Raw genomic sequence first — 23,552 nt, 5'->3', positions numbered from 1 at the left:
TAAAAGAAGCTTTTTGGCCATAATGCTGCGGTAGCGAATGGGCGTCAGGGAAAGACTGGTGCCCGTCCGCCACCGCGGAGCGAGCGCGCCGGCGGCCCGGACGCAGGAGGGACCCATCCAGTCGAAAGGGGTCCCATGAAATATACTCTGCTCGCGGCCGCGACGCTCGCTGCCGTCACCGCGCTCCCCGCCGCCGCGCAGGAGACCGCACCGCCCAAGCCGGTCACCGTCACCGGCAGCGTCGCGCTCGTGTCCGACTATCGCCTGCGTGGCGTTTCGCAGACCGACAAGGAGATGGCCGTCCAGGGCGGTATCACCGTCGCGCATGAAAGCGGCCTGTACGGCGGCGTCTGGGCGTCGAACCTCGCCGGCTGGGGCACGTTCGGCGGCTCGAACATGGAGCTTGACCTGATCGGCGGCTACAAACATGCGATCGGCGGCGGCGCGATCGACGTCGGCCTGACGTGGTACATGTATCCGGGCGGCGCGTCGAAGACCGACTTCGCCGAACCCTATGCCAAATTGTCGGGCACGATCGGCCCGGTCAACCTGCTCGCCGGCGTCGCCTACGCGCCCAAGCAGCAGGCGCTGGGCAAATATTACAACAGCGGCGCCTCGGCGCAGACCGGCATCTACGACAATCCCGGCAAGAAGAACGACAACCTCTATCTGTGGGGCGATTTCGCCAGCGCGATCCCGACCACGCCGCTGACCGCCAAGGCGCACATTGGCTATTCGAAGGGCAATTCGGGCCTCGGCCCCAACGGCACCTCGGCGGCGCCGACCGGCGAATATTGGGACTGGCTGGTCGGTGCCGACTATGCGGTCAAGGGCACGCCGCTGACGCTCGGCATCGCTTATGTCGATACCGACATCACCAAGCGGCAGGCGGCGTATCTCCAGCCGAACTTCTCCTCGACCAAGAACGGCAGCAGCATCGCGGCGAGCCAGGTCGTGTTCGCGGTAACCGCGGCGTTCTGACGTAAATTCCTCCCCGGCACGGGGAGGTGGCACGCCGAAGGCGTGACGGAGGGGGGCCTCCACATCCCGCCCGCCCGCGGAAGCCCCCCTCCACCACCCGGCTATGCCGGGCGGTCCCCCTCCCCGTACCGGGGAGGAATGGAACCACTCCCCCGTCCCGGCGCTAACGCCAGCATGCACGACGCGCTGATCTTCACCCCCGACCATGTCGATCTCACCCGCTCGCCGCTGCGCCGCGGGATCGCCGAGCCGACCTATGTGCTCGGCGCGTTCAACCCCGGCTTCACGCGGCTGCCCAACGGCAATCTGCTGCTGATGGTGCGCATCGCCGAGGCGCTGTCCGAGCCGGTGCGCGACGGCCACGTCCACGCGATCCGCTGGACGCCGGCGGGCTATGTCCTAGACGCCTGGCCGCTCGATCGCGTCGACATGACCGACCCGCGCCAGTTCGAACTCAAGGGCAGCCGCCACCGCATTCTCGCGCTCACCTCGCTGTCCTGGCTGCTCCCGGTCGAACTCGATCCCGCGGGCGAGCGGATCGTCGCCGTCCATTACGACGCGGCGATCGAACCCGCCGCCGGCTATCAATGCTATGGCGTCGAGGATGCCCGCATCACGCGCATCGGCGACATCTGGTACATGACGACCTGCTCGGTCGGCGCCGAGCGCCATTGCACCACGCTCCACATATCGCGCGACGGGCTGCGCTATCGGCTTGAGGGGATCGTCCTCGATCACCAGAACAAGGACATGATCCTGTTCGAGGGGCTGGTCGGCGACAAATTCATGGCGCTCACCCGCCCGCTCGGCGAGGTCTATTTCGCCTATCCGCCCGACAGCCCCTATGTCGGCGGGCCGTCGATCAATTTCGCGCAGAGCCCCGATGCGCTCCACTGGAAGCCGCTCGACGCCCCTGGGCTGCGCGCTCGCAAGGGATCGCAATCGGCGATGAAGATCGGCGGCGGCACCCAGCCGGTGCTGACCCGGCAGGGCTGGCTGATGATCTATCACGGCGTCGAGGCGCGCGAGAGCGTCGGCATCTATCGCAGCTTCTGGGCGCTGCTCGACCGCGACGATCCCGCGCACATCCTGCGGATCGAGGACGAGACGCCGCTGATCGAGGCCGACCCGGCGCTCACCGCGCCGATCGCGCATCAGATGTACCTGCCGACCCCGGTGGTGTTCTCGACCGGTCTGGTCGATACCGGCGACGACTATCTGGTCGCCAGCGGCGAGGCCGACCTCGCCTGCCGCATGACCCGGCTGCCGAAGGGGATGTTCGCATGACATGGTGGCGTTCGGGGACGATCTACCAGATCTACCCGCGCTCGTTTCAGGACAGCGATGGCGACGGCGTCGGCGACCTCAAAGGGATCGAGGCGCGGCTCGACCATCTCGTCGCGCTCGGCGTCGATGCGGTGTGGATTTCGCCGATCTTCCCCTCGCCGATGCGCGACTTCGGCTATGACGTGGCCGATTATTGCGGCATCGATCCGCGCTTCGGCACGCTCGCCGATTTCGACAGCCTGCTCGCCGCCGCGCATGCGCGCGGGCTCAAGCTGCTGCTCGATTTCGTCCCCAACCACAGCTCGACCGATCATCCGTGGTTTCAGGAGAGCCGGTCGTCGCGCGACAATCCCAAGCGCGACTGGTACATCTGGCGCGATCCCGCCCCCGACGGCGGCCCGCCTAATAACTGGATCAGCGATTTCGGCGGCTCGGCATGGGAATATGACGCCGCCACCGGCCAATATTATTACCACGCCTTCCTGAAGGAACAGGCCGACCTCAACTGGCGCAATCCGGATCTGCGGCGTGCGATGATGGACGCCCTGCGCTTCTGGTTCGACCGCGGCGTCGACGGCTTTCGCATCGACGTGCTCTGGCACATGGTCAAACACGCCGACTTCCCCGACAATCCCGCCAACCCCGACTATCGCTTCGAGATGGGCGAGATGCACGCCGTGCTCCAGCTCCACTCGACCGACCAGCCCGAGGTCCACGCCATCGCCGCAGAGATGCGTGGCATCGCGGATTCCTACCCCGGCGACCGCGTGCTGATCGGCGAGATCTACCTGCCGGTCGAACGGCTGATGCATTATTATGGCCGGGAAACGCCAGAGGTGCATCTCCCCTTCAACTTCCAGTTGATCGACGCGCGATGGGATGCGCGCCACCTCGCCGCGCTGATCGCGGAGTATGAAGCGGCCTTGCCGGCGGGCGGCTGGCCCAACTGGGTGCTGGGCAACCACGATCGCCCGCGCATCGCCACCCGCGTCGGTGCGGCGCAGGCGCGCGTCGCCGCCGTCCTGCTGATGACGCTGCGCGGTACGCCGACGCTCTATTACGGCGACGAACTGGGCCTCGCCGACGTCGCCATCCCCGCGGCCCGCGTGCAGGACCCGCGCGAACTGCGCGAACCCGGCCTCGGCCTCGGCCGCGATCCGGTGCGCACGCCGATGCCGTGGAACGCCAGCGCCCATGCCGGCTTCTCGACCGCCGAGCCGTGGCTGCCGCTCAACCCCGACTGGCCGACGCGCAACGTCGCGGCGCAGGGCGGCGATCCGCGATCGATGCTGGCGCTGCACCGCGACCTGCTCAACCTGCGTCGCAAGCATGACGCGCTGGCGATCGGTGCCTTCGCGCTGATCGACGCGGAGGGCGACGTGCTCGCCTACGAACGGCACGACGGCGACGAGCGGATCGTCGTCGCGCTCAACCTCGGCGCGACGCCGCAACCGGTGATCCTGCCCGCCGGCGAGATCCTGCTGACGACGCTGTCCGGCACCGGCGATCCCGGCGTGCTGCGTCCCGACGAAGCTATCATCCTGCGCGTAACCCGCTAAGTCCGCGTCATGAAGATCGCGATGCTCGCCCCCATTTCGTGGCGCACCCCGCCGCGCCATTACGGCCCGTGGGAATTGGTCACCAGCCTGCTCACCGAAGCGCTCGTCGCGCGCGGCGTCGACGTCACGCTGTTCGCGACGCAGGACAGCCTCACCGCCGGGACCCTTAGCGCCGTGGTGCCGGCGCCTTATTCCGAAGATCCGAGCATCGACGCCAAGGTCTGGGAATTCCGCCACCTCGCGCATCTGTTCGCGCGCGCCGGCGAGTTCGACCTGATCCACAACCAGGCGGATTTCCCCGCCCATGCCTTTTCGCATCTGGTGGCCACGCCGATGGTCACGACGATCCACGGCTTTTCGTCGGACCGTATCCTGCCGATGTACCAGCCCTATCAGGACCGCGTGCACTATGTCGCGATCAGCGACGCCGATCGCGCGCCGCAGCTGCGCTACGCCGCGACGATCCACCACGGCATCGTCCTCGACGATTTCCCCTTCGATGCGGAGGGGAGCGACGACCTGCTGTTCTTCGGCCGCATGCACCCCGACAAGGGCGCCGCCGAGGCGATCGCGGTCGCGCAGGCGACGGCTCGCGACCTCGCCATGTACGGCATCGTCCAGGATCAGGGCTATTACGAGCGGTCGGTCGTCCCGCATCTCGGCGAGCGTATCCGCCACCCCGGCGCGGTCGGCGGCGACGCCCGCACCGCCGCGCTCGGCAAGGCGGCGGCGCTGCTCCACCTCATCAATTTCGACGAGCCCTTCGGCCTGTCGGTGATCGAGGCGATGGCCTGCGGCACGCCGGTGATCGCGATCCGCCGCGGCTCGATGCCCGAGCTGATCGAGCACGGCGTCACCGGCTTTCTGGTCGACAGCGTCGACGAGGCGATCGCGGCGGTCGCGCGCCTGCCCGAGATCGACCGCGCCGCCTGCCGCGCCGCGGTGGCGGCACGCTTCACCGTCGAGCGGATGGCGGACGCCTATATCGCGCTCTACCGCGACATTCTGGGTGGCTGAGCGACCCGGCGATTGCTTGTCACCGTCCCGCGTGGCGCGGCACATCGCCCCGGTTGAACCGCCCGCCCCGATCGCGCGTATAAGCAGGTCATGATCGCCCGCCTGCGCCGCTTCCTGTCGGAGGAAGACTGGACCTTCGCGCCGCACGAACTGCCCGTGCTCCCCGGCTCGCCGGGTACGGTCGAGCATCGCACGCGCCATCGCATCGCTTATGGCGTCATCTCGGTGCTGCTCGGCCTGACCGGCGGCTTCGGCAACGCGCTGATCTCCGCCAACACCTATACGCTGCAGGGCGCGCTCGGCCTCGATCCCGCCGAGATCGCGTGGCTGCCGACGGTCTATGTGATGACCAACGTCAGCATCAACCTGCTGCTCATCAAGTTCCGCGCGCAATTCGGCCTCCGGCCGTTCGCGATGATATTCCTCGGCGTCTATGCGGCGCTGACCTTCGCGCATCTGTTCGTCCGCGGCTTCGACACCGCGATCCTCGTCCGCGCGGCGAGCGGCATGGCGGGCGCCGCCGTCTCCAGCCTGTGCCTCTATTACATGATGCAGGCGCTGCCCGCGAAATGGCGGCTGAAGGCGGTTGTGATCGGCATCGGCATCCCGCAATGCGCGACGCCGCTTGCGCGGCTCTTTTCGCCCGATCTGCTGGCGATGTCGCAATGGCGCACGCTCTATCTGTTCGAACTCGGGCTGGCGATGCTCAGCCTCGCTGCGGTCGCCTTCCTCCGCCTGCCGCCGACGACGCGATCGAAGGCGTTCGAGCGGCTCGATTTCGTCACCTTCGTGCTGTTCGCCGGCGCGATGGCGCTGTTCGCCGCGGTGCTCGGCCAGGGGCGCTACGTCTGGTGGACCAACGCGCCGTGGCTCGGCTGGGCGCTGATCGCGGCGATCCTGATGCTGGCGGCAGCGCTCGCGATCGAGCATCACCGCGTCAATCCGCTGCTCAACACGCGCTGGCTGGGCAGCGCCGACATCGTCCGCTTCACGGTCGTCACGATCATGGCGCGCATCGTCCTGTCGGAACAGACCTATGCCTCGGTCGGCCTGCTCACCGTGCTCGGCCAGAACAACGACCAGCTCGTGCCGTTCTTCACGATCATCTTCCTCGCCTCGGTCGCCGGCGTGGTGTTGAGCGCGGTGACGCTCGACGTCGACCGCCCGGCGCATCCGATCATGCTCGCGATCGGCCTCGTCGCGATCGCCGCCTTCGCCGACAGCCACGCGACCAGCCTCACCCGCGCGCCGCAGATGTACGCCAGCCAGGCGCTGATCGCCTTCGCCGCCACCTATTTCCTCGGCCCCGCCCTGCTGTTCGGCATGACCCGCGCGCTGCAACAGGGGTCGGGCCATATCATCAGCTTCATCGCGTTGTTCGGGATGATCAATTCGATCGGTGGCCTCGCCGGCACCGCCTTGCTCGGCAGCTATCAACAGATCCGCGAGAAGACGAACAGCGCCGCCTTGGTGCAGGCGATCGACCTCACCGATCCGATCGTCGCACAACGCTTGCAGGCGGGCGGCGCGGCGGTGTCGCGCGTCGTCGGCGATCCGGCGTTGCGCAGCGCCGAAGGCGGCGCGATCCTGTCGCAGACCGCGACGCGCGAAGCCAACGTCCTGGCGTTCGACGATGTCTTCCGGCTGATCGCGGTGCTCGCCGCGCTCACCTTCTGTTATCTCCTGTTCCTCATGATCCGCCGGGCGCGCCGCGAACGCCGTGCCGCGCTCAACCAGAGTCCCGCATGACCGATAGCCGCAGCCCCGTCGATCCCGCCCCCGCCACCGAGGAGGCACGGGCCGCCGCCACCGCACCGGTGCCGCCCTCCGCCGCCCCGGTCGGGTCGGGCTGGCGGCCGCAGCCGCCCAGCCGCACCGCGCTGATCGTCATCGTCGCGCTGGCGCTCGGCGGCGTGCTCGCGGTGCTCGCGGCATGGCGGCTGCCGCCCTTCGCCAACGCCAACCAGTCGACCGACAATGCCTATGTCCGCGGCCGCACCACGGTGATCGCGCCGCAGGTGTCGGGCTATGTCACGCAGGTGTTCGTCCGCGACTTCATGGACGTGACGCCGGGACAGCCCTTGGTGCAGATCGACGACCGCATCTATCGCCAGCGCGTCGATCAGGCGCAGGCGCAGGTCGATGCGCAGGCGGCGACGCTCGCCAACGCCCGCCAGACCGAGCGCAGCCGCACCGCCAGCCTCGCCGCGCAGACCGCCGCGGTCGCCAACGCCGAGGCGCAGCTGATGCGGGCGCAGGCCGACATGAACCGCGTCAACGACCTCGTCACCGATGGTTCGGTCTCTTTGCGCGAACGCGACCAGACGCTCGCCGCATTGCGCCAGGCGCAGGCGGCGGTGCAGCAGGCGCGCGCCGCGCGCGAGATCGCGCGACAGGACATCCGCACCGTCCAGGTCGGCCGCGGCGGCCAGCAGGCCGGCGTCTCGGGCGCCGAGGCGGCATTGCGCCTCGCCCAGATCGACCTCGCCAACACCGTCATCCGCGCGCCCGAGCGCGGCCGGCTGAGCGAGGTCGGCGTGCGCGTCGGCCAATATGTCACCGCCGGATCGCAGCTCATGTTCCTGGTGCCGCCCGAAACCTGGGTGATCGCCAATTTCAAGGAAGCGCAGACCGCGCGGATGACGGTCGGCCAGCCCGCGAGCTTCACCGTCGACGGCCTCGCCAACGCGCGGCTGACCGGTCATATCGAACGCATCTCGCCCGCAGCGGGATCGGAATTCGCGGTGCTCAAGGCCGACAATGCGACGGGCAATTTCACCAAGGTCCCGCAACGCATCGCGGTGCGCATCCGCATCGACCCCGGCCAGCAACTCGCCGCGCGGCTCCGCCCCGGCATGTCGGTACAGGCACGCGTCGACACCACCACCGGCCCGGTGGTGAAGTGATGGGCTACCGAAAATTCCTCCCTCGCGTCAGCGGGGGAGGGGGACCGCGGCCGCAGGCCGTGGTGGAGGGGGCGTCTCCGCATACGACTCAGTTCGCCGTATCCTCCCCCTCCGTCACGGCTCCGCCGTGCCACCTCCCCCTGGCGGGGGAGGATTTTGATCGAGCATCCGCTCTAAGCGCAGCACCTCTGCGCCTCTGCGCCTCTGCGCGAACCAATATCCGACCTTTCTCCGAAAGCGCCGATGATGATCGCGCGAAGGCGCGAAGGCGCAAAGATGTTGCGCTTCCGGCAGTCGCAACCCGTTCCATCACCCGCCGCGATAACAGGACCACGACCGCCGCAAACGCACCCCCTTCGCGCCTTCGCGCCTTCGCGTGCACCACCTTGCTCTGCCTCACGCTGGCCGCCTGTATCGGCCCTCGCCCGCAAACCCCCAGCGCCAGCGCGATCGTCCCGCCGCCCGCGTGGCGCACCGCGCTCGGCAACGGCGAGCCGATCCGCGCCGACTGGTGGAACGCGTTCGGCGACCCCGTCCTCACCCGGCTCGTCGACCGCGCGCTCGCCGACAACGTCGACCTCGCCGCCGCAATATCGCGGATCGACGAGGCCCGCGCCGCCGCCCGCCTCGCCCGCGCGCAGCAGACGCCGACGCTCGGCGGCAGTGCGCCGAGCACCACCGGCCAGACGGTCAGCCCGTTCGGTACTCCCAGCGACGCGATCGGCGCGCAGCCTTCGGTCACCGCCAGCTACGATCTCGACCTGTTCGGCCGCCTGCGCCAGGCGAGCCGCGCCGCGCAGGCGCAATTGCTCGCCAGCGCGGGCGCGCGCGACACCGTCCGCCTCGCCATCGCCAGCGGCGTCGCGACCAACTACGTCACGCTGCGCGCGCTCGACCTGCGCCTCGCCGTCGCGCAACAGACGCTCGCCGCGCGCAGCGAGGCGCTGCGCATCGCCCGCCGCCGCGCCGAGGCGGGCTATACCTCCAACCTCGAACTGCATCAGGCCGAAGCCGAATATCGCGCCACGCAACAGCTCGTCCCCGCCGCGCAGCTGGCGATCAGCCGGCAGGAGAATGCGCTTAGCCTGCTGCTCGGCACCAGCCCCGGCCCGATCCCGCGCGGTTTGCCGCTCGACCGGCTGCTCGCCCCCGCGATTCCCGACGGCCTGCCCGCCGACCTTCTGCGCCGCCGCCCCGACCTGTTCCAGGCCGAACAGACATTGGTCGCCGCCGACCGCACGCTCGACAGCGCGCGCGCGGCGATGCTGCCCAATCTCGCGCTCACCGGCTCGGCGGGCGTCGTGCTGTCGACCGCGCTCGCCAATCCGATCGGTGTCTTCTCGATCGGCGCCAGCGTCCTCTCGCCGATCTTCGACGGCGGCCGCCTGCGCGCGCAGACCGATATCGCCACCGCACGCCGCGACCAGGCCGCTTATGCCTATCGCCGCACCGCGCTGATCGCCTTTCAGGACGTCGACAATGCGCTCGCCGGGGTGCAGCGTTCGGGCGAACAGGCGGTCGCGCTCGGGTTGCAGGTCGATGCGCTCGCCGCGGCGTTGCGCAACGCCAGCAACCGCTATCGCGCCGGCTACACCTCCTACATCGAACAGCTCGATGCGCAGCGCGGCCTGCTCACCGCCGAGCTGGCGCTGGTGCAGGCACGCGCCGATCGGATCACCGCTTATGTCGCGCTCTACCAGGCGATGGGCGGCGGCTGGTCGCGCGACGATGTGGCCGCGACGCAACGCTGAGTTGGCATTGCGTCGCAATATAGCCTCGCGCCGGATCGCTCCCGGCCGCAGCGCGTTTGTGCAACCCATGTTGCAACCGGGAACCCTCTGCCGCCGATGGCCGACGACGATTTGAAGACCACCGGCCAGATCAGCGTCGGCAGTTGGGATTGGGACGTGGTCGCCGACCGCGTCACCGCCGACCCTGAATTCGCCCGCCTCTACGGTGTCGACCCCGCCGAGGCGCAGGCCGGCGCGCGACTGGACCGGTTCTTCACCGCGATGCACCCGGACGATCGGCCGCGGGTGCAGGCGGAGATCGCCGCGGCGCTCGCCAGCGGCGATCCGTTCGAAAGCGACTATCGCCTGCAACAGCCCGACGGCCGCGCGCGCTGGGTCGCGGCACGCGGCCGCGTCACCTACGATGCCGACGGGCGGCCGCTGCGCTTCCCCGGCATCAGCTTCGACATCGATGCGCGCAAATCCGCCGAACTGCGCCTCACGGCCTTGGTCCAGCTCAACGACCGGCTGCGCGATCCGGGCGACCCCGCCGACCTCGCTTATGCCGCATCCGAGATCCTCGGCCGCCTGTTCGACGTCAGCCGCTGCGGCTATGGCACGATCGACCGTGCGACGGAGACGATCGTCACCGAACGCGCGTGGTGCGCACCCGGCATCGCGCCGCTGCCCGGCATCCTGCATTTCCGCGATTATGGCTCGTATATCGAGGACCTGAAGCGCGGCGAGACGGTGGCGATCGACGACGTCCACGACGATCCGCGCACCGCCGCCACCGCCGAGGGATTGCGGAGCCTCGCCGCACTGTCGTTCATCAACATGCCGGTGACCGAACAGGGCGGCTTCGTCGCCTTGCTCTACCTCAACAACGCGCAGCCGCGCCGCTGGCTGGCCGAGGAGATCGCCTTCGTCCGCGACGTCGCCGAGCGGACCCGCGACGCGGTCGAACGCCGCCGCGTCGAGCACGAACTCGCCGCGCTCACCGCCTCGCTCGAACAGCAGGTCGAGGCGCGCACCCGCGAGCTGATGACCGCGGAGGCGCATCTGCGTCAGGCGCAGAAGATGGAGGCGGTCGGGCAGCTCACCGGCGGGCTGGCGCACGATTTCAACAATATGCTCACCGGCATCTCGGGGGCGATCGAGATGATGCAGGTGCGCATCCGCCAGGGCCGCGCCGACGAGATCGATCGATATGCCAATGCCGCGCAGGGTGCGGCGCGGCGTGCGGCGGCGCTCACCCACCGGCTGCTCGCCTTCTCGCGGCGCCAGACGCTCGATCCCAGGCCGACCGACATCAACCGGCTGATCGACGGCCTGCGCGACCTGATCCAGCGCACCGTCGGCCCCGGCGTGACGATCGAGGTGGTCGGCGCCGGCGGATTGTGGCCGGCGATGGTCGATCCCAACCAACTCGAAAATGCGCTCCTCAACCTCTGCATAAACGCGCGCGATGCGATGCCGGAGGGTGGCCGCATCACCGTGGAAACCGCCAACCGCTGGCTCGACGAGCGCGCGGCGCGCGAACGCGACCTCGAACCGGGCCAATATCTCTCGCTGTGCGTCACCGACACCGGGACCGGCATGACGCCCGAGGTACAGTCGCGCGCCTTCGACCCCTTCTACACCACAAAGCCGATGGGCGAAGGTACGGGGCTTGGCCTGTCGATGATCTACGGCTTCGCCCGCCAGTCGGGCGGGCAGGTGCGCATCTATTCGGAACTCGGCCAGGGCACGACGATGTGCATCTACCTGCCGCGCCATTACGGCGAGGCGGAGATCGAGGGCGAAACCGCCGCGGAGACCGTGCCGACGGCAAGCGAGGGCCGACATACCGTCATGGTCGTCGACGACGAACCGACGATCCGCATGCTCATAGTAGAGATCCTCCAAGACATGGGCCATATTGTGCTCGAAGCGGGCGACGGCGCCGCGGCGCTGCGCCTGCTGGGCACCGGTGCGCAGATCGACCTGCTGATCACCGACGTCGGCCTGCCCGGCCAGATGAACGGCCGTCAGGTCGCCGACGCCGCGCTCGTCCATCTGCCGGCGCTGAAAGTGCTGTTCATCACCGGCTATGCCGAGAATGCGGTGATCGGCAACGGCCCGCTCGCCCCCAATATGGCGCTGGTCACCAAGCCCTTCGCGATGGACGCGATCACCGACCGCATCCGCGCGATGCTGGAAGGCTAGGCCGCCGCGTCGAGCGCGTGCGGCGTCAGGATGCGGTCGATCAATCCCCAGTCGAGCGCGTCCTCGGCGGTGAGGAACCGGTCGCGATCCATCGCGCGTTCGAACGCCTCGTAGCTGCCGCCGCAATGCTCGGCGTAGAGGCGGATCATCCGCCGCTTGACGCGTTGGGTTTCCTCGGCGTGGATCAGGACGTCCGACGCCTGGCCTTGATAGCCGCCCGAGGGCTGGTGGATGAGGATGCTGGCATTGGGCAGCGCCGCGCGCTCGCCCGGTTCGCCCGCCATCAGCAGGAACGACCCCATCGACCGCGCCGTCCCCATGCACAGCGTATGCACCGGTGCGCGGATGTGGCGCATCGTGTCGTAGATGGCGAGGCCGCTGGTCACCACGCCGCCGGGCGAATTGATGTAGAGGTTGATCGGTTTGCGCGGGTTTTCCGATTCGAGGAACAGCAGCTGCGCACAGAGCAGCGCCGCGACGCCATCGTTGACCTCGCCGTTGAGGAAGACGATCCGTTCGTGCAGCAGGCGGGAGTAGATGTCGAACGAGCGTTCGCCGCGGCTGGACTGCTCGATGACCATGGGGACGAGTTGCATCGGACGCTCCGGTCTGCCGCGTCAGGCGGCGCGCATGAGGGTGTGGCCGTTGTCGTTGGCGATGCGTGCCGGCCGGTGGACGATGCGCAGCCGGGTGCCGCCATCCTCGGTTGGCGCGATATGGAAGGTGACGTGGCTCTCGATGAATGGCGGCGCCGCGTCGCGCATCCGGTAGCGGACCTCCTGCCCCGGCGTCACCGCGACCCCCTCGGAGTCGAGCAGGGCGGCGGCAGGCAGCCATCGGTCGCGAAGCGCCGGGAGGCTGATCGCACGCCAGACCTTCGCCGGTGGGGCGTCGAGGTCGTATTCGAGGATGAGGGCGTCGGCGTCGGTCATAGGTCCATGTCCTTCAGCAGCGTCTTGAGGGTGTCGATGCGAACGGGCCAATAGGCGCGGTAGCGGGCGAGCCAGTCGACGACGACGGCGAGGCCGTCGGGATCCACCTCGTAACGGACGAAGCGGCCCTGCCGCTGCTCGCGCACCAGCCGGGCGTGGCGGAGGACCGACAGGTGCTGCGACATCGCGGGTTGGCTGATCGTCATGCCCGATCGCAGCGCGCTGGCGTTCATCCCGCCCGACGCTAACTTCGCAAAGATCGCGCGACGGGTGGGGTCGGCGAGGGCCTTGAAGATCTGGGTCTCGGTCATGGCGATACATAAGCGCAAGCTTATGTGATTCGCAAGCGGCTAACCGGCGAGGATGCGTTGCGCCTCGGCGAGGTGGAGGCGTTCGACCATGGCGCCGTCGAGCCGGATCGCTCCCCTGCCCGCCGCGTCGGGGGCGGCGAAGGCGGCGACGACGGCTTGCGCCCAGGCCAATTGCTCCGCGCTGGGGCCGAATGCGGCGTTGGCGGGGTCGATCTGCGCGGGGTGGATCAGCGTCTTGCCGTCGAAGCCGAGCATCGCACCCTGCGCGCATTCGGCGGCGAGCCGGTCGGGATCGCCGATCGCGTTGCAAACGCCGTCGAGCACGACCAGCCCCGCCGCACGCGCCGCGATCACCACTTGCGTCAGCGCCGGCAGCAGCGGGGTACGATCGGCGTCGGTGCGGCAGCGCATCTCCTTGGCGAGATCGTTGGTGCCGGCGATCAGCAGCGCGGTGCGCGTCGCCGCCGCGGCACCCGCGATCTCGGCGAGGCGCAGGATCGCGCCGCAGGTCTCGATCATCGCCCAGATCGGCGGGCCGTCCGCGCCCAGCACGGCGCGGACCGCGACCAGATCCGCCGCGCTCGCCACCTTCGGCACGACCACGGCGGCGACGCCGCGCATCGCGGCGGCATCGTCCTGCCCCCAAGGCGTGTCGAGCGCGTTGATGCGCACCGCACAGGCGCGCGTCCCGAACCCCGCCGCCGCCGCCGCGACCGCCGCGCCGCGGGCGTCCGCCTTGGCATCAGGCGCGACCGCGTCTTCGAGGTCGAGGATTACCGCGTCGCAGGCGAGGTCGCGCGCCTTGGTGATTGCGCGGGGGTTGGAAGCGGGCATGTACAACACGCTGCGCCGGCGGCTGGTGGGAGGGTTGTCGCTCATCTTGCCGACCCTTAAAGCAGCGATCAGGCGCTCACCAGCCGTGCAAGGTCGATCAGCGCGCGCGGCATCGCCGCCCCGGTGGGCGTGGCGACGTAGCGCGACACCCAGACCGGGCCGAATTTGGCCTTGAACGCGCGCAGCCCGGCGAAACCGTAAAGCCGCTCGCCATTGGCGAACAAAGCGTGGCCGAGCCGCGCCCACACCGGCGCGAGCCGCCCGCTCGGCATGCCCGACAGCGGCGCCATGCCGAGGTTGAAGCGTTCGTATCCTTCCGCGCGGGCCCATTCGATCATGCGCACCAGCATCATCTCCATCGTGCCATAAGGCGCGTCGGGATGGTGACGCATCAGATCGACCGAGGCTTCGTCGCCGTCGCCCGAGACCCAGATGTTGGCGAAGGCGACGATCCGTCCCTCGACCCGCACCAGAGCGATCGGAAAGCGCGTCAGATAGGCGGCATCGAATGCCCCGAGACTGAAGCGCTTCTCGCGCCCCGCCTTGGCGGCGAGCCAGGCCGCGGAGACCTCGCCCAGTTCGGCCATCAGCCCCGGCACCGCGCTCGCCGGTTCGACCGAGAAGCGGCCGCCCGCCGCCTCGGTCCGCCGCACCGCGTGCCGCAGCGGCTTGCCGCGCGGACCGGCGGTGGTGAAATCGGCGAGCACGACATGCGCCTCCTCGCCATATTTGATCGCCTGCAACCCGAGTTCGACGAACAGCGGCAGCATCCGCTCGCTCGCCTGATAGAAGCACAAGCGCCCGGCGCGCGCGTCGCAGGCGCGGCGGATGCTCCACACCAATTCGCTCCACGCCGCCGCCGGGCCGACCGGATCGCCCATCACCACCCAGCTGCGCCCCTGCACGCGGTACATCAGGAAGGCATCGCCGGCGGCGGAGACAACGAAGCTCTTGTCGCCGGTGAAGGCGAGCGCGGCGTCGGTGCGCGGACAATGCGCCATCGCCGCCGCCAGCACCGGTTCGGGCGGCAAGGCGTCGGGCATCGTCCGCGTCCGGCTGGCGGTGAGCAATTGCCACGCCGAAACCGCGGTGAGCAGCACGCCGGCGGCGAAACTGGCGCGCAGGAAACGCGGCGCATTGGCATCGAGCGCGAACCGCCACCACAATTCGTCGCTGTACGGCGTGCGCTTATAGGCGAAGAAGCCCGCCCAGATGCTGAGCCCCAGCGCCGCGGCGGCGGCGACCAGCCACGGCCAGCGCGGCCGGTCGGTGAGGATGCCGCCTTCGCGATAGAAGCTCGCCTTGCAATATTGCAGCACGCCCGCGACGATGAGCTGGAGCGACGCCTCCTCGTAATCGAGGCCCTTGAGCAGCGAGAAGATCGCGCCGCCGACGAGCAGTATGCGCGCCGCCGCCCAGCCGGAGCGCAGCCGCGCGGTGAGCGCCGGCGCGACGAGCAGCATCGCGGTGCCGATCAGGCTGCCCGCCATGTGCGAGCCCTCGATGAACGGCAGCGGCACCAGATCGGTCAGCTCGGTCAGCCGCCCCTTCACCCCCGGCAAAGCGCCCGAGACGAGCAGCACGAAGCCGGCGACGAAGACCAGCACGGTGACCGCGCTCGGCGCCAGCAACTGCCCGGCGCGATCGACATAGGAGAGGCCGCGACGGATCGGGTGGCGCAGCCGCCAGCCCTCGCTCGCGGCGATGCCGATCGCGGCGACGAGCAGCGGCAGCAGATAATAGATCAGCCGGTAGAGCAGCAGCGCGGCGAACAGCGTCGGACGGTCGCCGGGCACGGTGGCCAGCACCACCGTTTCGAACACGCCGAGCCCGCCCGGCACGTGCAGCAGCAGCGCGACGACCACGGCCACCGCATAAGCGACGACGAAGCCGGGAAAGGCAGCCGGCGCGGCGCCCGGCACCAGCACGAAGAGCGCGGCCGAGGCCATGGTGAGATCGGCGAGCGACAGGCCGGCGAGCGCACCCATCTGGCGCAAACTCGGCAGTGCGATGCCGAACCGCGCCGGGCCGAGCGTCGTCGCCCCGCGCAGCCGCAGCACCGGCAGCACCGCGAGCAGCGCGAGCAGCACCGCGCCGAGCGACCGCGCCGCGAACGGCGACAGCGTCACCGGGCCGAGGACGATGCCGTCGCCGGTGACCAGCCCGATCCCCGCCGCCCCGGCGACGCCCGCCCAGAAGGCGATCGCGCAGATGCCGGCGACCTGCGCGATCTCGCCGAATGCGAGTCCGGCGGCGCCGTACAGCCGCAATCGTGCCGAGCCGCCGGTGATCAGCGACAGGCCAAGATTGTGGCTGAGCGTGTACGAAGTGAACGACCCCGCCGCGGCGACCCGCCACGGCAACGGCCGGCCGATCGCGCGCAGCGCCACCCAGTCGAGCCCGGTGAGCAGCAGATAGCTGGCGGTGGTCAGCGCGAGGCTGGCGGCGATCCGCACATCGGGGATCGCGGCGAGCGCCTTGCGCACGTCGCTGAGATGCACCTCGCGCAGCACCAGGCGCAACGCGGCGAAGCCGATGCCCGCGACGAGCAGCACCGCGGCGACCGTCAGGCTGCGGCGGTGATGCTGCGCGCGCGCCATCACCGCATCCAGACGGCCGGTCGTCACGCCACCCGATGCCAGATCTGCGATTTGCACAGGAAGGTGCCGACGACGCAGCCGGTGATGGTCAGCGTCGCGGGCGAGGTCTGGTGGATGCGCGAGGAGAAGGTGCGGCCCATGTCGGGCACGAACACCCGGCCCTCCCAGGCGCCCGATTTGTTGCGGCGGTAGCCGCGCAGCAATTGCGTGCCGACGAGATCGGGCAGGCCGGCGCCGCGCGCCTCGGCGCGGGCCTGCGGGCTGGCCCAGACGATCTGGCCGCACAAGGCGCCGTCGGCGCAGCGCCCGGTCTGCACCGCCAGCGTGCCGCGCGGATTGGCCCAGCGGCCGATCACCGCCGGCGCGCCCGGGCGCACATTGGCCTGCGCCGCCGACGCCCCCGCCGCGACCGTCAGCATCCCCGCCAACACCGTCGTGATTCGTGCCATCGCCATGATCGTATCCCCCACCATCATACGATCATAGACGGCACGCATGCCCCGGAACCGCAGCATCATTTCAAATCATTGCGCGAAGGCGTCGGGCGCGGCGTGACGGATCGCCACGAGGATGTGCGCGAACAGACCGGCACGGTCGTCGTTGAGGACATGGCCGCCGGGCATCGCCACCACCGTCGCCGACCCCGCGCGCCCTGCCCGGCGCCCCGCCAGCAGGTCGGGGCAGGCGCTGTCGACCTCGGTCGCGCCGTAGATGCAGGTGAGGTGCGTCCAGCCGAGCCGGGAAAGCGTCGTGCGGCTCTCGCTGTCGGGGGTGCCGCGATAGACGAGGCCGGACGGGTCGGCGCGGAAGAACACGGTCTCGCCCGGCACCACCAGCACCACGCCCGCGACATGCGCGCGCAGCGCCACCGGCAGATCGGCGAGCCCGGTCTGAAGGACGTCGGCGCCATAGGATTGGCCGATCAGCATCAGCCGCGCCGCGCCGGTCATCGCCAGCGCGCGGCGTACGCCGTCGGCGACGATCCGGTCGACCTGGGCGCGCGTCCGGCGCAGGCCGAACAAGGCCGGCGAACTCAAGGCGACAACCGGGAATCCCTGTTCGGCCAAGGCGCGCACGGTGTGCGGATTGGGGCCGTAGCGCAGCCCCATGTCGCCCGACATGTAGAGCACGCCGATCGGCCGCGGCGTGCCCTGCGCGCCGAACAGATGCGCGGCGTCGCGATCGAAGAAGCCGGCGCTGGCGGCGATCCCGGCGAGGAGCGCGAGCACGCCGCCGGCGATGCCGCCGATCCAGGCGAGCCGCCACCGCAGCGATCGGGAGCGTTGCGATGCCATCGCGCCGTCCTGCACGCGCTGCGCTGTCCCGGTGATGGCGCGATCATGAACTTTTCGTCACCTGATATGGCAAGACACTGATAGGCTGATAGAAATTTCGGATATCGAGGGTGCCGCCATGTCGCCGATCCTGCTTCCCTTGTTGCTCGCCGCGCAGGCCGCGGTCGCCCCGCCGGCGACGCTTGGCGCGACCGACCAGCGCGTCGACCAGCCGATCGCCGCCCCCACGCGCCCGCCCGACGTCGCCGACGAATTCGACGGTCCGCGCATCGACTTACGCCTGTGGCGGTTCGACATGGCCCGGAACACGGCCGGCTGGTTCAACCACGAGCAGCAATATTACGGCCCCGACAACGCCCGCATCCGCGACGGCGCGCTGGAGATCGAGGCGCGCGCCGAGCGGGCGACCGCGCCGGACGCCGGCGGCCAGGCCTATACCTCGGCCAAGCTCGTCAGCCGCCGCGCCTTCGGCTACGGCTTCTACGAGATCCGCGCGCGGCTGCCCTGCGGGCGGGGGACGTGGCCGGCGATCTGGCTGCTGCCCTCGTCGGGCAAGTGGCCGGCGATGGGCGAGATCGACGTGATGGAGATGGTCGGCTGGGACCCGAACGTCGTCCATGCGACGGTGCACAGCGCGGCGTACAATCACGTCAAGGGCACGCAGCGCGGCGCGCAGGTGACGGTGCCGACCGCGTGCACCGCCTATCATCGGTATCAGCTCGACTGGCGGCGCGATGCGATCCTGATCGGCGTCGACGGACGCGCCTATATGCGCGTCGCCAACGATGCTCCCGGCGGCGCGGCGGCGTGGCCGTTCACGCGGCCGTATCAGCTGATCCTCAACCTCGCGATCGGCGGCGACTGGGGCGGCGCCAAAGGGGTGGACGAAGCGGCACTGCCGCAGCGGATGACGGTGGACTATGTGCGTTTCTGGCAGCAGCAATAGCGGCGGAAACCACGGTGATGGAGGCAGATACCCTATGATGCACAGATGGATCGCGGCGGCATCGTGGTGCGCGCCGTTGCTGCTCGCCGGCTGCGGCACCGCCGATGGCCGGGCCGAGCGGGCCGAGGGCGGCGGCGCCACCGCGACTGCCGCACCGGCGCCGCGACCGTCCGCCGCCGCCGCCGCTCCGGTCGCAGCGGCGACGCCGCGACGCAGCCAGCCGCGATCGTGCGCCGCGGAGATCGGTGCCGCCGCGGCCGCGCGCCGTGTCGCGATCTGCCGCAACGTCTCGCCGGCGACGCATCCGCCGTGCAACGCTGTCAACAGCTGCGCGCTGATCGACGACGAGATCGCGCGGAGTTGCGCGCTGTTCGACGGCAAGGGTGCGCCGATCGCGGGCTGTACGCCGCCGCCCAAGAGCGCCGCCGCCGCCGCGGGGGTGGTGCGGCGTTATTATGCCGCGATCGACGCGGGCGATTACGGCACCGCCTGGCAGCAATGGGGCGACGACGGCCGCCCCGGACAGACCTATGCCGCGTTCGCGCGCGGCTTCGCGCATACCCGCACGACGCGGGTGACGATCGGCGCGCTGCCGCCGGGCGATGCCGGGGCGGGATCGCTGTACCAGCCGGTGCCGGTCACCGTCGATGCAACGCTCGACGACGGGCGCCACCAGCGCTTCCGCGGCCGCTATGTCGTGCGCCGCGTCAACGACGTCGACGGCGCCAGCCCCGGCCAGTTGCGCTGGCACATCGATTCGGCGCAGCTCAAGCCAAGCTGAGCCGCGGCGGGCGTCATCACATTGTCATCATCGCCGCGCATCGCGACGGGATAGCGCGGCGATGCGGGACCTTATCGATGGTTGAGACGAGCAAGACCGCGCTGGTGCTGAGCCGGCGCGCGATGATCGGCGGTTCCGCCGCGCTGCTGACCGTCGCGGCGCGCGGGGCGGAACGGCTGCCGGCCGGATTGTTCACGCTCGGCGTCGCCTCGGGCGATCCGCTGCCCGATTCGGTGATCCTGTGGACGCGGCTCGCGCCGCAGCCGCTCGACGCGGCGGGCGGCATGCCGCCGGTCGCGGTGCCGGTGCGCTGGCAGGTCGCGACCGACGAGGCCTTCGCGCATGTCGTACGCACGGGCGAGGCACGCGCCGAGCCGCGCTGGGGGCATAGCGTCCATGTCGACGTGCGCGGGCTGCGGCCGGCCAGCCGCTATTTCTACCGCTTCCTCGCCGGCGGCGAGACGAGTCCGGTCGGACGCACGCGCACCGCGCCGGCGGCGGGGGCAGCGGTCGAGCGGCTGCGGCTCGCCTACGGATCGTGCCAGAAATACGAATCGGGCTTCTACGCCGCCTATCGGCATCTGGTCGCCGAGGACCCGGATTTCGTGCTGTTCCTCGGCGATTACATCTACGAGGGCGCGCCGACGGCCAAGGATGCGGTGCGCCTGCACCGGAATCCGGAGCCCAAGGACCTCGCCGGCTATCGCATCCGCTATGCGACCTACAAGAGCGATCCCCTGCTCCAGGCGGCGCATCATGCCGCGCCGTGGGTGCTGACCTGGGACGATCACGAGGTCGCCAACGACTATGCCGCCGCGCTCGACCAGAACAACACCGACCCCGCCGCCTTCCTGCTGCGCCGCGCCGCCGCCTATCAGGCGTGGTACGAGCATCAGCCGGTCCGCGCCGCGCCGCCGCTGGGGCCGGCGATGCGCATCTACCACACGCTCGACTGGGGCCGGCTGGCGCAGTTCCAGATCGTCGACGACCGCCAGTATCGCGGCGCCCGCGCCTGCCAGCCGCCGGGGCTGGTCGCGGCGCACGCGCGCTATCGCACGCTGATCGAGCCCTGCCCCGATCTTTACGCCGCCGACCGTACGATGCTCGGCGACGCGCAGGAACGCTGGCTGATGCAGGCGCTGGGCGACAGCCGCGCGCAATGGAATCTGCTCGCGCAGCAGACGCTGATGCACCAGCAGGGCCGGATCGACGCCGAGCATCCCGAACGCGGCGTACAATATTCGGCGGACAATTGGTCGGGCTATCCCGCCGCGCGCGATCGCATCTACCGGCGCTGGGCGGCGGCGGGCACGTCGAACCCGGTGGCGCTGGGCGGCGACATCCACGCCTTCGCCGCCGCCGACGTCCACGACCCCGCGCGGCCCGATGCGGCGCCGATCGCGGCAGAGTTCGTCGGCGGATCGATCACCTCGCTGTTCCACGACGCCAGCTTCAAGCAGCAGGCAGCGGCGAACGGCCTCGTCTTCGCCGAGAACGAGGTGCGCGGCTATGGCCTCGTGGACCTGACCGCGAAGGAGGGCCGCGTCACCTTCCGCGGGCTCGACGACGCGCGCGATCCGCAATCGGGCATCCGCGACCTCGTCCGCTTCGCGCTCGAACCCGGCCGCCCCGGCATCCGCGACCAGCGCAGGTGATGTCGGGATTGTAACAGCCGCGTAACGAAGCATGTCTAGCCCCGGTGGATTGGTTCTGGGGGAACAATCATGACGATCGAACGGGATGCGACCTGGCGCCGCCGGATGACGCTCGCCTGGCTGGCAAGTTCGGCACTTTTTGCCGCACTGCCGGCGCACGCGCAGACCGCGACGCCCGACAATCCCGGCACGGCCGATACCGCCGCCGCGGAGGAGGTCGAGGATCGCGAGATCACCGTCGTCGCGCGCAAGACCAGCGAGAATGCGCAGCGCGTGCCGATCCCGATCACGGTCATCGGCGCCGCGACGCTGACCCGGCAGAACCTCACCAATTTCACCAACTTCCAGTTCAAGCTGCCCGCCTTCTCGGTCTATCTGACCAATCCGAAGCAGCTCAACCTCGGCATCCGCGGCATCGGCAACAACGGCTTCAACACCGACGGTATCGACGGGTCGGTCGGCGTGTTCGTCGACGGCGTCTACACCGGCCGCCAGGGCATGGTGTCGAACGACTTCAACGACCTCGCCGACGTCGAGGTGCTGCGCGGGCCGCAGGGGACGCTGTTCGGCAAGAACACCACCGCCGGCGCGGTGCTGATCAACACGCTGAAACCCAGCTTCACACTGGGCGGCACGGCCGAGGCGAGCACCGGCAATTTCGGCCTCACCGAGGCGAAGGGCAGCGTCACCGGACCGCTGATCGCCGACAAGCTCGCGATCCGCCTGTCGAGCTTCTACAGCAACCGCGACGGCACCTATAAGAACCTCTACAACAACCAATATCAGAACGCGCGGCAGGGTATCGGCGTGCGCGGCCAGTTGCTGGCGACGCCGACCGACGATCTCGCCATCCGGCTGATCGGCACGCACGCGCGCCAATATTTCCCGACGATCTCGCCGGTGATCCTGTCGGTCTACAACCCTGCGGCGTTGCAGGCGCGGATGGCGGCGGCGGGCTATCCCCTGCTGACCAGCAACGCGCGCGATCGCTACGTCAACATCGACGGCCGGCTCGACGCGCGCACCAGCCTCGACAGCGCGAGCGGGCAGATCGACTGGTCGCCCGCCGATCTCGGCACCTTCACCGCGATCACCGCGTGGCAGCGGTGGAGCTGCTTCACCAACAACGACAATGATTACACGCAGCTCGACGCGATCAGCGATTACGGATCGTGCAACGTCGAGAAGCAGTTTTCACAGGAGCTGCGCTGGGCGACGCCGCGCGACCGGCCGATCGAGGCGACCTTCGGCGGCTTCCTCAGCCGCCAGAAGCTGCAGGTCGATTCGCGGGTCCGCTTTGGCCGGCAATATTATATCTGGGCGGCCAATCCCTCGGCCAGCGCCTTCCCCGCGATCGGCGGCCGCAGCTGGGCGCAGGGCGCCTATGCCGCGCGCGTCGCCGGCTTCGGCATCCGCAGCCAGGCGATCTTCCACACCGACACCGACGCGGTGTTCGGCAACGTCACTTGGCATCCCGAGGCATCGCGCCGGCTGGCGATCGACGCCGGCCTGCGCCAGACGTGGGAGCGGCGCAGCCAATTGTACGACGGTGCCGTCGCGTCCAATCCCGGTGCGCTCAACGCCGCGCAGATCGCCGTCCTGTCGGCCGCCGGTGCCAATGCGCAGCTCGGCCATGTCGACACCAGCCTGAAGGACAGCGCGCTGTCGGGCGAGATCGGCGCCAATTATCGCGTGACGCCCGACGTATTCGTCTACGGCAAATATGCCCGCGGCAACAAATCGGCCGGGTTCAACCTGTTGCCGTTCGATGCCGGCGCCGCGCTGCCGCCGGGGACCGGCCAGACGGTGAAGGGCGAGACCGCGGACAATTTCGAGGCGGGGATCAAATCGACCTTCCTCGACCATCGCATCCTGTTCAACCTCACCGCCTTCCACACCAAGGTGCGCAACTATCAGGCGAACCAGTCGGTCGGCGTCGGCAATACCGCGCTGAAGTTCCTCGCCAACGTCGGTTCGCTGACCTCGCGCGGCATCGAGCTGGAGAATGAGACGTGGCTGGTGCCGGGCCTGCATACCAAGGGGTTCATCGCCTATGACAAGGCGACCTATTCCTCCTTCGCCAATTCGGTCTGCCCCGGCCAGTTCACCGCGCTGACCTGCGACCTCACCGGGCGGCAGGTCGCTTGGGCGCCGGCGTGGACCAGCGACCTGACCGTCGATTATACGCAGCGGCTCGACGACACGACCAAGGCCTATGGTCTGGTCGACGTCAATTGGCGCTCGAAGCAGAATACAACGATCACGCTCGATCCCTCGGCGGAGATCCCGGCTTATGCGCTCGCCAGCGCGCGGGTCGGCGTGCTGCTCGACAACGAGCGGCTCGAGATGCAGCTCTGGGTCGAGAACCTGTTCGACAAGGCCTATTTCATCAACCTGCTCGGCTACACGAAGTCGACCGGCATCATCCAGGGCTATCCCGGCAATCCGCGCACCTATGGCGGCACGGTGCGCGTTCGCTTCTGACGGGGCGGGCCGGGTCGTCACAGAAG

The 23,552-nt window shown here is 69.6% G+C and carries 19 protein-coding genes; 12 read left to right on the top strand and 7 right to left on the bottom strand.

Going from position 1 to position 23,552, the window contains the following annotated elements:
* Positions 1–135: 135 nt before the first annotated feature.
* The 8 genes from SFC76_RS05875 (at position 136) to SFC76_RS05840 (ending at position 11,688) form a co-directional block, all read left to right on the top strand.
* A complete protein-coding gene (locus SFC76_RS05875; RefSeq protein WP_322848529.1) occupies positions 136–981 on the top strand; it encodes a TorF family putative porin in 846 nt (281 codons plus the stop codon).
* A gap of 174 nt (positions 982–1,155) precedes the next feature.
* Positions 1,156–2,268: a glycosidase gene (locus tag SFC76_RS05870; protein WP_322848528.1), complete on the top strand. Its 1,113-nt coding sequence runs from the start codon at positions 1,156–1,158 to the stop codon at positions 2,266–2,268.
* Positions 2,265–3,827 (top strand): alpha-amylase family glycosyl hydrolase, encoded by a 1,563-nt coding sequence (locus SFC76_RS05865; RefSeq protein ID WP_322848527.1) that lies wholly within the window; start codon positions 2,265–2,267, stop codon positions 3,825–3,827. Before SFC76_RS05870 ends, SFC76_RS05865 begins: the two co-directional genes overlap by 4 nt.
* A 9-nt stretch (positions 3,828–3,836) precedes the next feature.
* Entirely contained in the window at positions 3,837–4,844 is a 1,008-nt protein-coding gene (locus SFC76_RS05860) for a glycosyltransferase family 4 protein (RefSeq protein ID WP_322848526.1), read from the top strand.
* A gap of 90 nt (positions 4,845–4,934) precedes the next feature.
* Positions 4,935–6,593: an MFS transporter gene (locus tag SFC76_RS05855; protein WP_322848525.1), complete on the top strand. Its 1,659-nt coding sequence runs from the start codon at positions 4,935–4,937 to the stop codon at positions 6,591–6,593.
* Positions 6,590–7,750 carry an HlyD family secretion protein gene (locus SFC76_RS05850; protein WP_322848524.1) on the top strand — a complete coding sequence of 387 codons (1,161 nt, stop codon included), beginning with the start codon at positions 6,590–6,592 and terminating at the stop codon, positions 7,748–7,750. The genes SFC76_RS05855 and SFC76_RS05850 overlap by 4 nt, the downstream gene beginning before the upstream one ends.
* Positions 7,751–8,136: 386 nt before the next feature.
* On the top strand, positions 8,137–9,501 hold the full coding sequence (locus SFC76_RS05845; protein ID WP_322848523.1) for an efflux transporter outer membrane subunit: 1,365 nt from the start codon (positions 8,137–8,139) through the stop codon (positions 9,499–9,501).
* Positions 9,502–9,597: 96 nt separating this feature from the next.
* Complete coding sequence (locus SFC76_RS05840; RefSeq protein ID WP_322848522.1) at positions 9,598–11,688, top strand: PAS domain-containing protein; 2,091 nt, start codon at positions 9,598–9,600, stop codon at positions 11,686–11,688.
* Here the strand turns inward: SFC76_RS05840 and SFC76_RS05835 are convergent.
* The 7 genes from SFC76_RS05835 to SFC76_RS05805 all read right to left on the bottom strand — a co-directional run bounded on the left by SFC76_RS05835 (position 11,685) and on the right by SFC76_RS05805 (position 17,660).
* On the bottom strand, positions 11,685–12,284 hold the full coding sequence (locus tag SFC76_RS05835; RefSeq protein ID WP_322848521.1) for an ATP-dependent Clp protease proteolytic subunit: 600 nt from the start codon (positions 12,282–12,284) through the stop codon (positions 11,685–11,687). The two genes, SFC76_RS05840 and SFC76_RS05835, sit on opposite strands and share 4 nt — an antisense overlap.
* Positions 12,285–12,305: 21 nt before the next feature.
* Positions 12,306–12,620 carry an SRPBCC domain-containing protein gene (locus tag SFC76_RS05830; protein WP_322848520.1) on the bottom strand — a complete coding sequence of 105 codons (315 nt, stop codon included), beginning with the start codon at positions 12,618–12,620 and terminating at the stop codon, positions 12,306–12,308.
* Positions 12,617–12,931: a metalloregulator ArsR/SmtB family transcription factor gene (locus SFC76_RS05825; protein ID WP_322848519.1), complete on the bottom strand. Its 315-nt coding sequence runs from the start codon at positions 12,929–12,931 to the stop codon at positions 12,617–12,619. Before SFC76_RS05825 ends, SFC76_RS05830 begins: the two co-directional genes overlap by 4 nt.
* Before the next feature lie 39 nt (positions 12,932–12,970).
* On the bottom strand, positions 12,971–13,810 hold the full coding sequence (locus tag SFC76_RS05820; protein ID WP_322848518.1) for a CoA ester lyase: 840 nt from the start codon (positions 13,808–13,810) through the stop codon (positions 12,971–12,973).
* Between the two features lie 23 nt (positions 13,811–13,833).
* Entirely contained in the window at positions 13,834–16,392 is a 2,559-nt protein-coding gene (gene mprF, locus SFC76_RS05815; protein ID WP_322848517.1) for a bifunctional lysylphosphatidylglycerol flippase/synthetase MprF, read from the bottom strand.
* A complete protein-coding gene (locus SFC76_RS05810) occupies positions 16,389–16,820 on the bottom strand; it encodes a DUF2147 domain-containing protein (protein WP_322848516.1) in 432 nt (143 codons plus the stop codon). Before SFC76_RS05810 ends, mprF begins: the two co-directional genes overlap by 4 nt.
* A gap of 69 nt (positions 16,821–16,889) precedes the next feature.
* Positions 16,890–17,660, bottom strand: a complete 771-nt coding sequence (locus tag SFC76_RS05805) for an AcvB/VirJ family lysyl-phosphatidylglycerol hydrolase (protein ID WP_322848515.1) — start codon at positions 17,658–17,660, stop codon at positions 16,890–16,892.
* A 118-nt stretch (positions 17,661–17,778) separates the two neighbouring features.
* On the opposite strand from SFC76_RS05805, the gene SFC76_RS05800 reads away from it, so the two are divergent.
* From SFC76_RS05800 to SFC76_RS05785, 4 genes are all read left to right on the top strand, one after another.
* Positions 17,779–18,606 (top strand): glycoside hydrolase family 16 protein, encoded by an 828-nt coding sequence (locus SFC76_RS05800; RefSeq protein ID WP_322848514.1) that lies wholly within the window; start codon positions 17,779–17,781, stop codon positions 18,604–18,606.
* 37 nt (positions 18,607–18,643) lie between these two features.
* Entirely contained in the window at positions 18,644–19,387 is a 744-nt protein-coding gene (locus SFC76_RS05795; RefSeq protein ID WP_322848651.1) for a hypothetical protein, read from the top strand.
* 77 nt (positions 19,388–19,464) lie between these two features.
* Positions 19,465–21,042: an alkaline phosphatase D family protein gene (locus SFC76_RS05790; RefSeq protein WP_322848513.1), complete on the top strand. Its 1,578-nt coding sequence runs from the start codon at positions 19,465–19,467 to the stop codon at positions 21,040–21,042.
* 69 nt (positions 21,043–21,111) lie between these two features.
* Positions 21,112–23,526 (top strand): TonB-dependent receptor, encoded by a 2,415-nt coding sequence (locus SFC76_RS05785; protein WP_322848512.1) that lies wholly within the window; start codon positions 21,112–21,114, stop codon positions 23,524–23,526.
* The last annotated feature ends 26 nt before the right edge of the window (positions 23,527–23,552 follow it).

The sequence above is a fragment of the Sphingomonas sp. CD22 genome (genome assembly GCF_034556155.1).
Lineage (GTDB): Bacteria > Pseudomonadota > Alphaproteobacteria > Sphingomonadales > Sphingomonadaceae > Sphingomonas.
The sequence above is the reverse complement of the archived record's forward strand: the minus strand, read 5'-3'. Positions and strand labels throughout refer to the sequence as shown.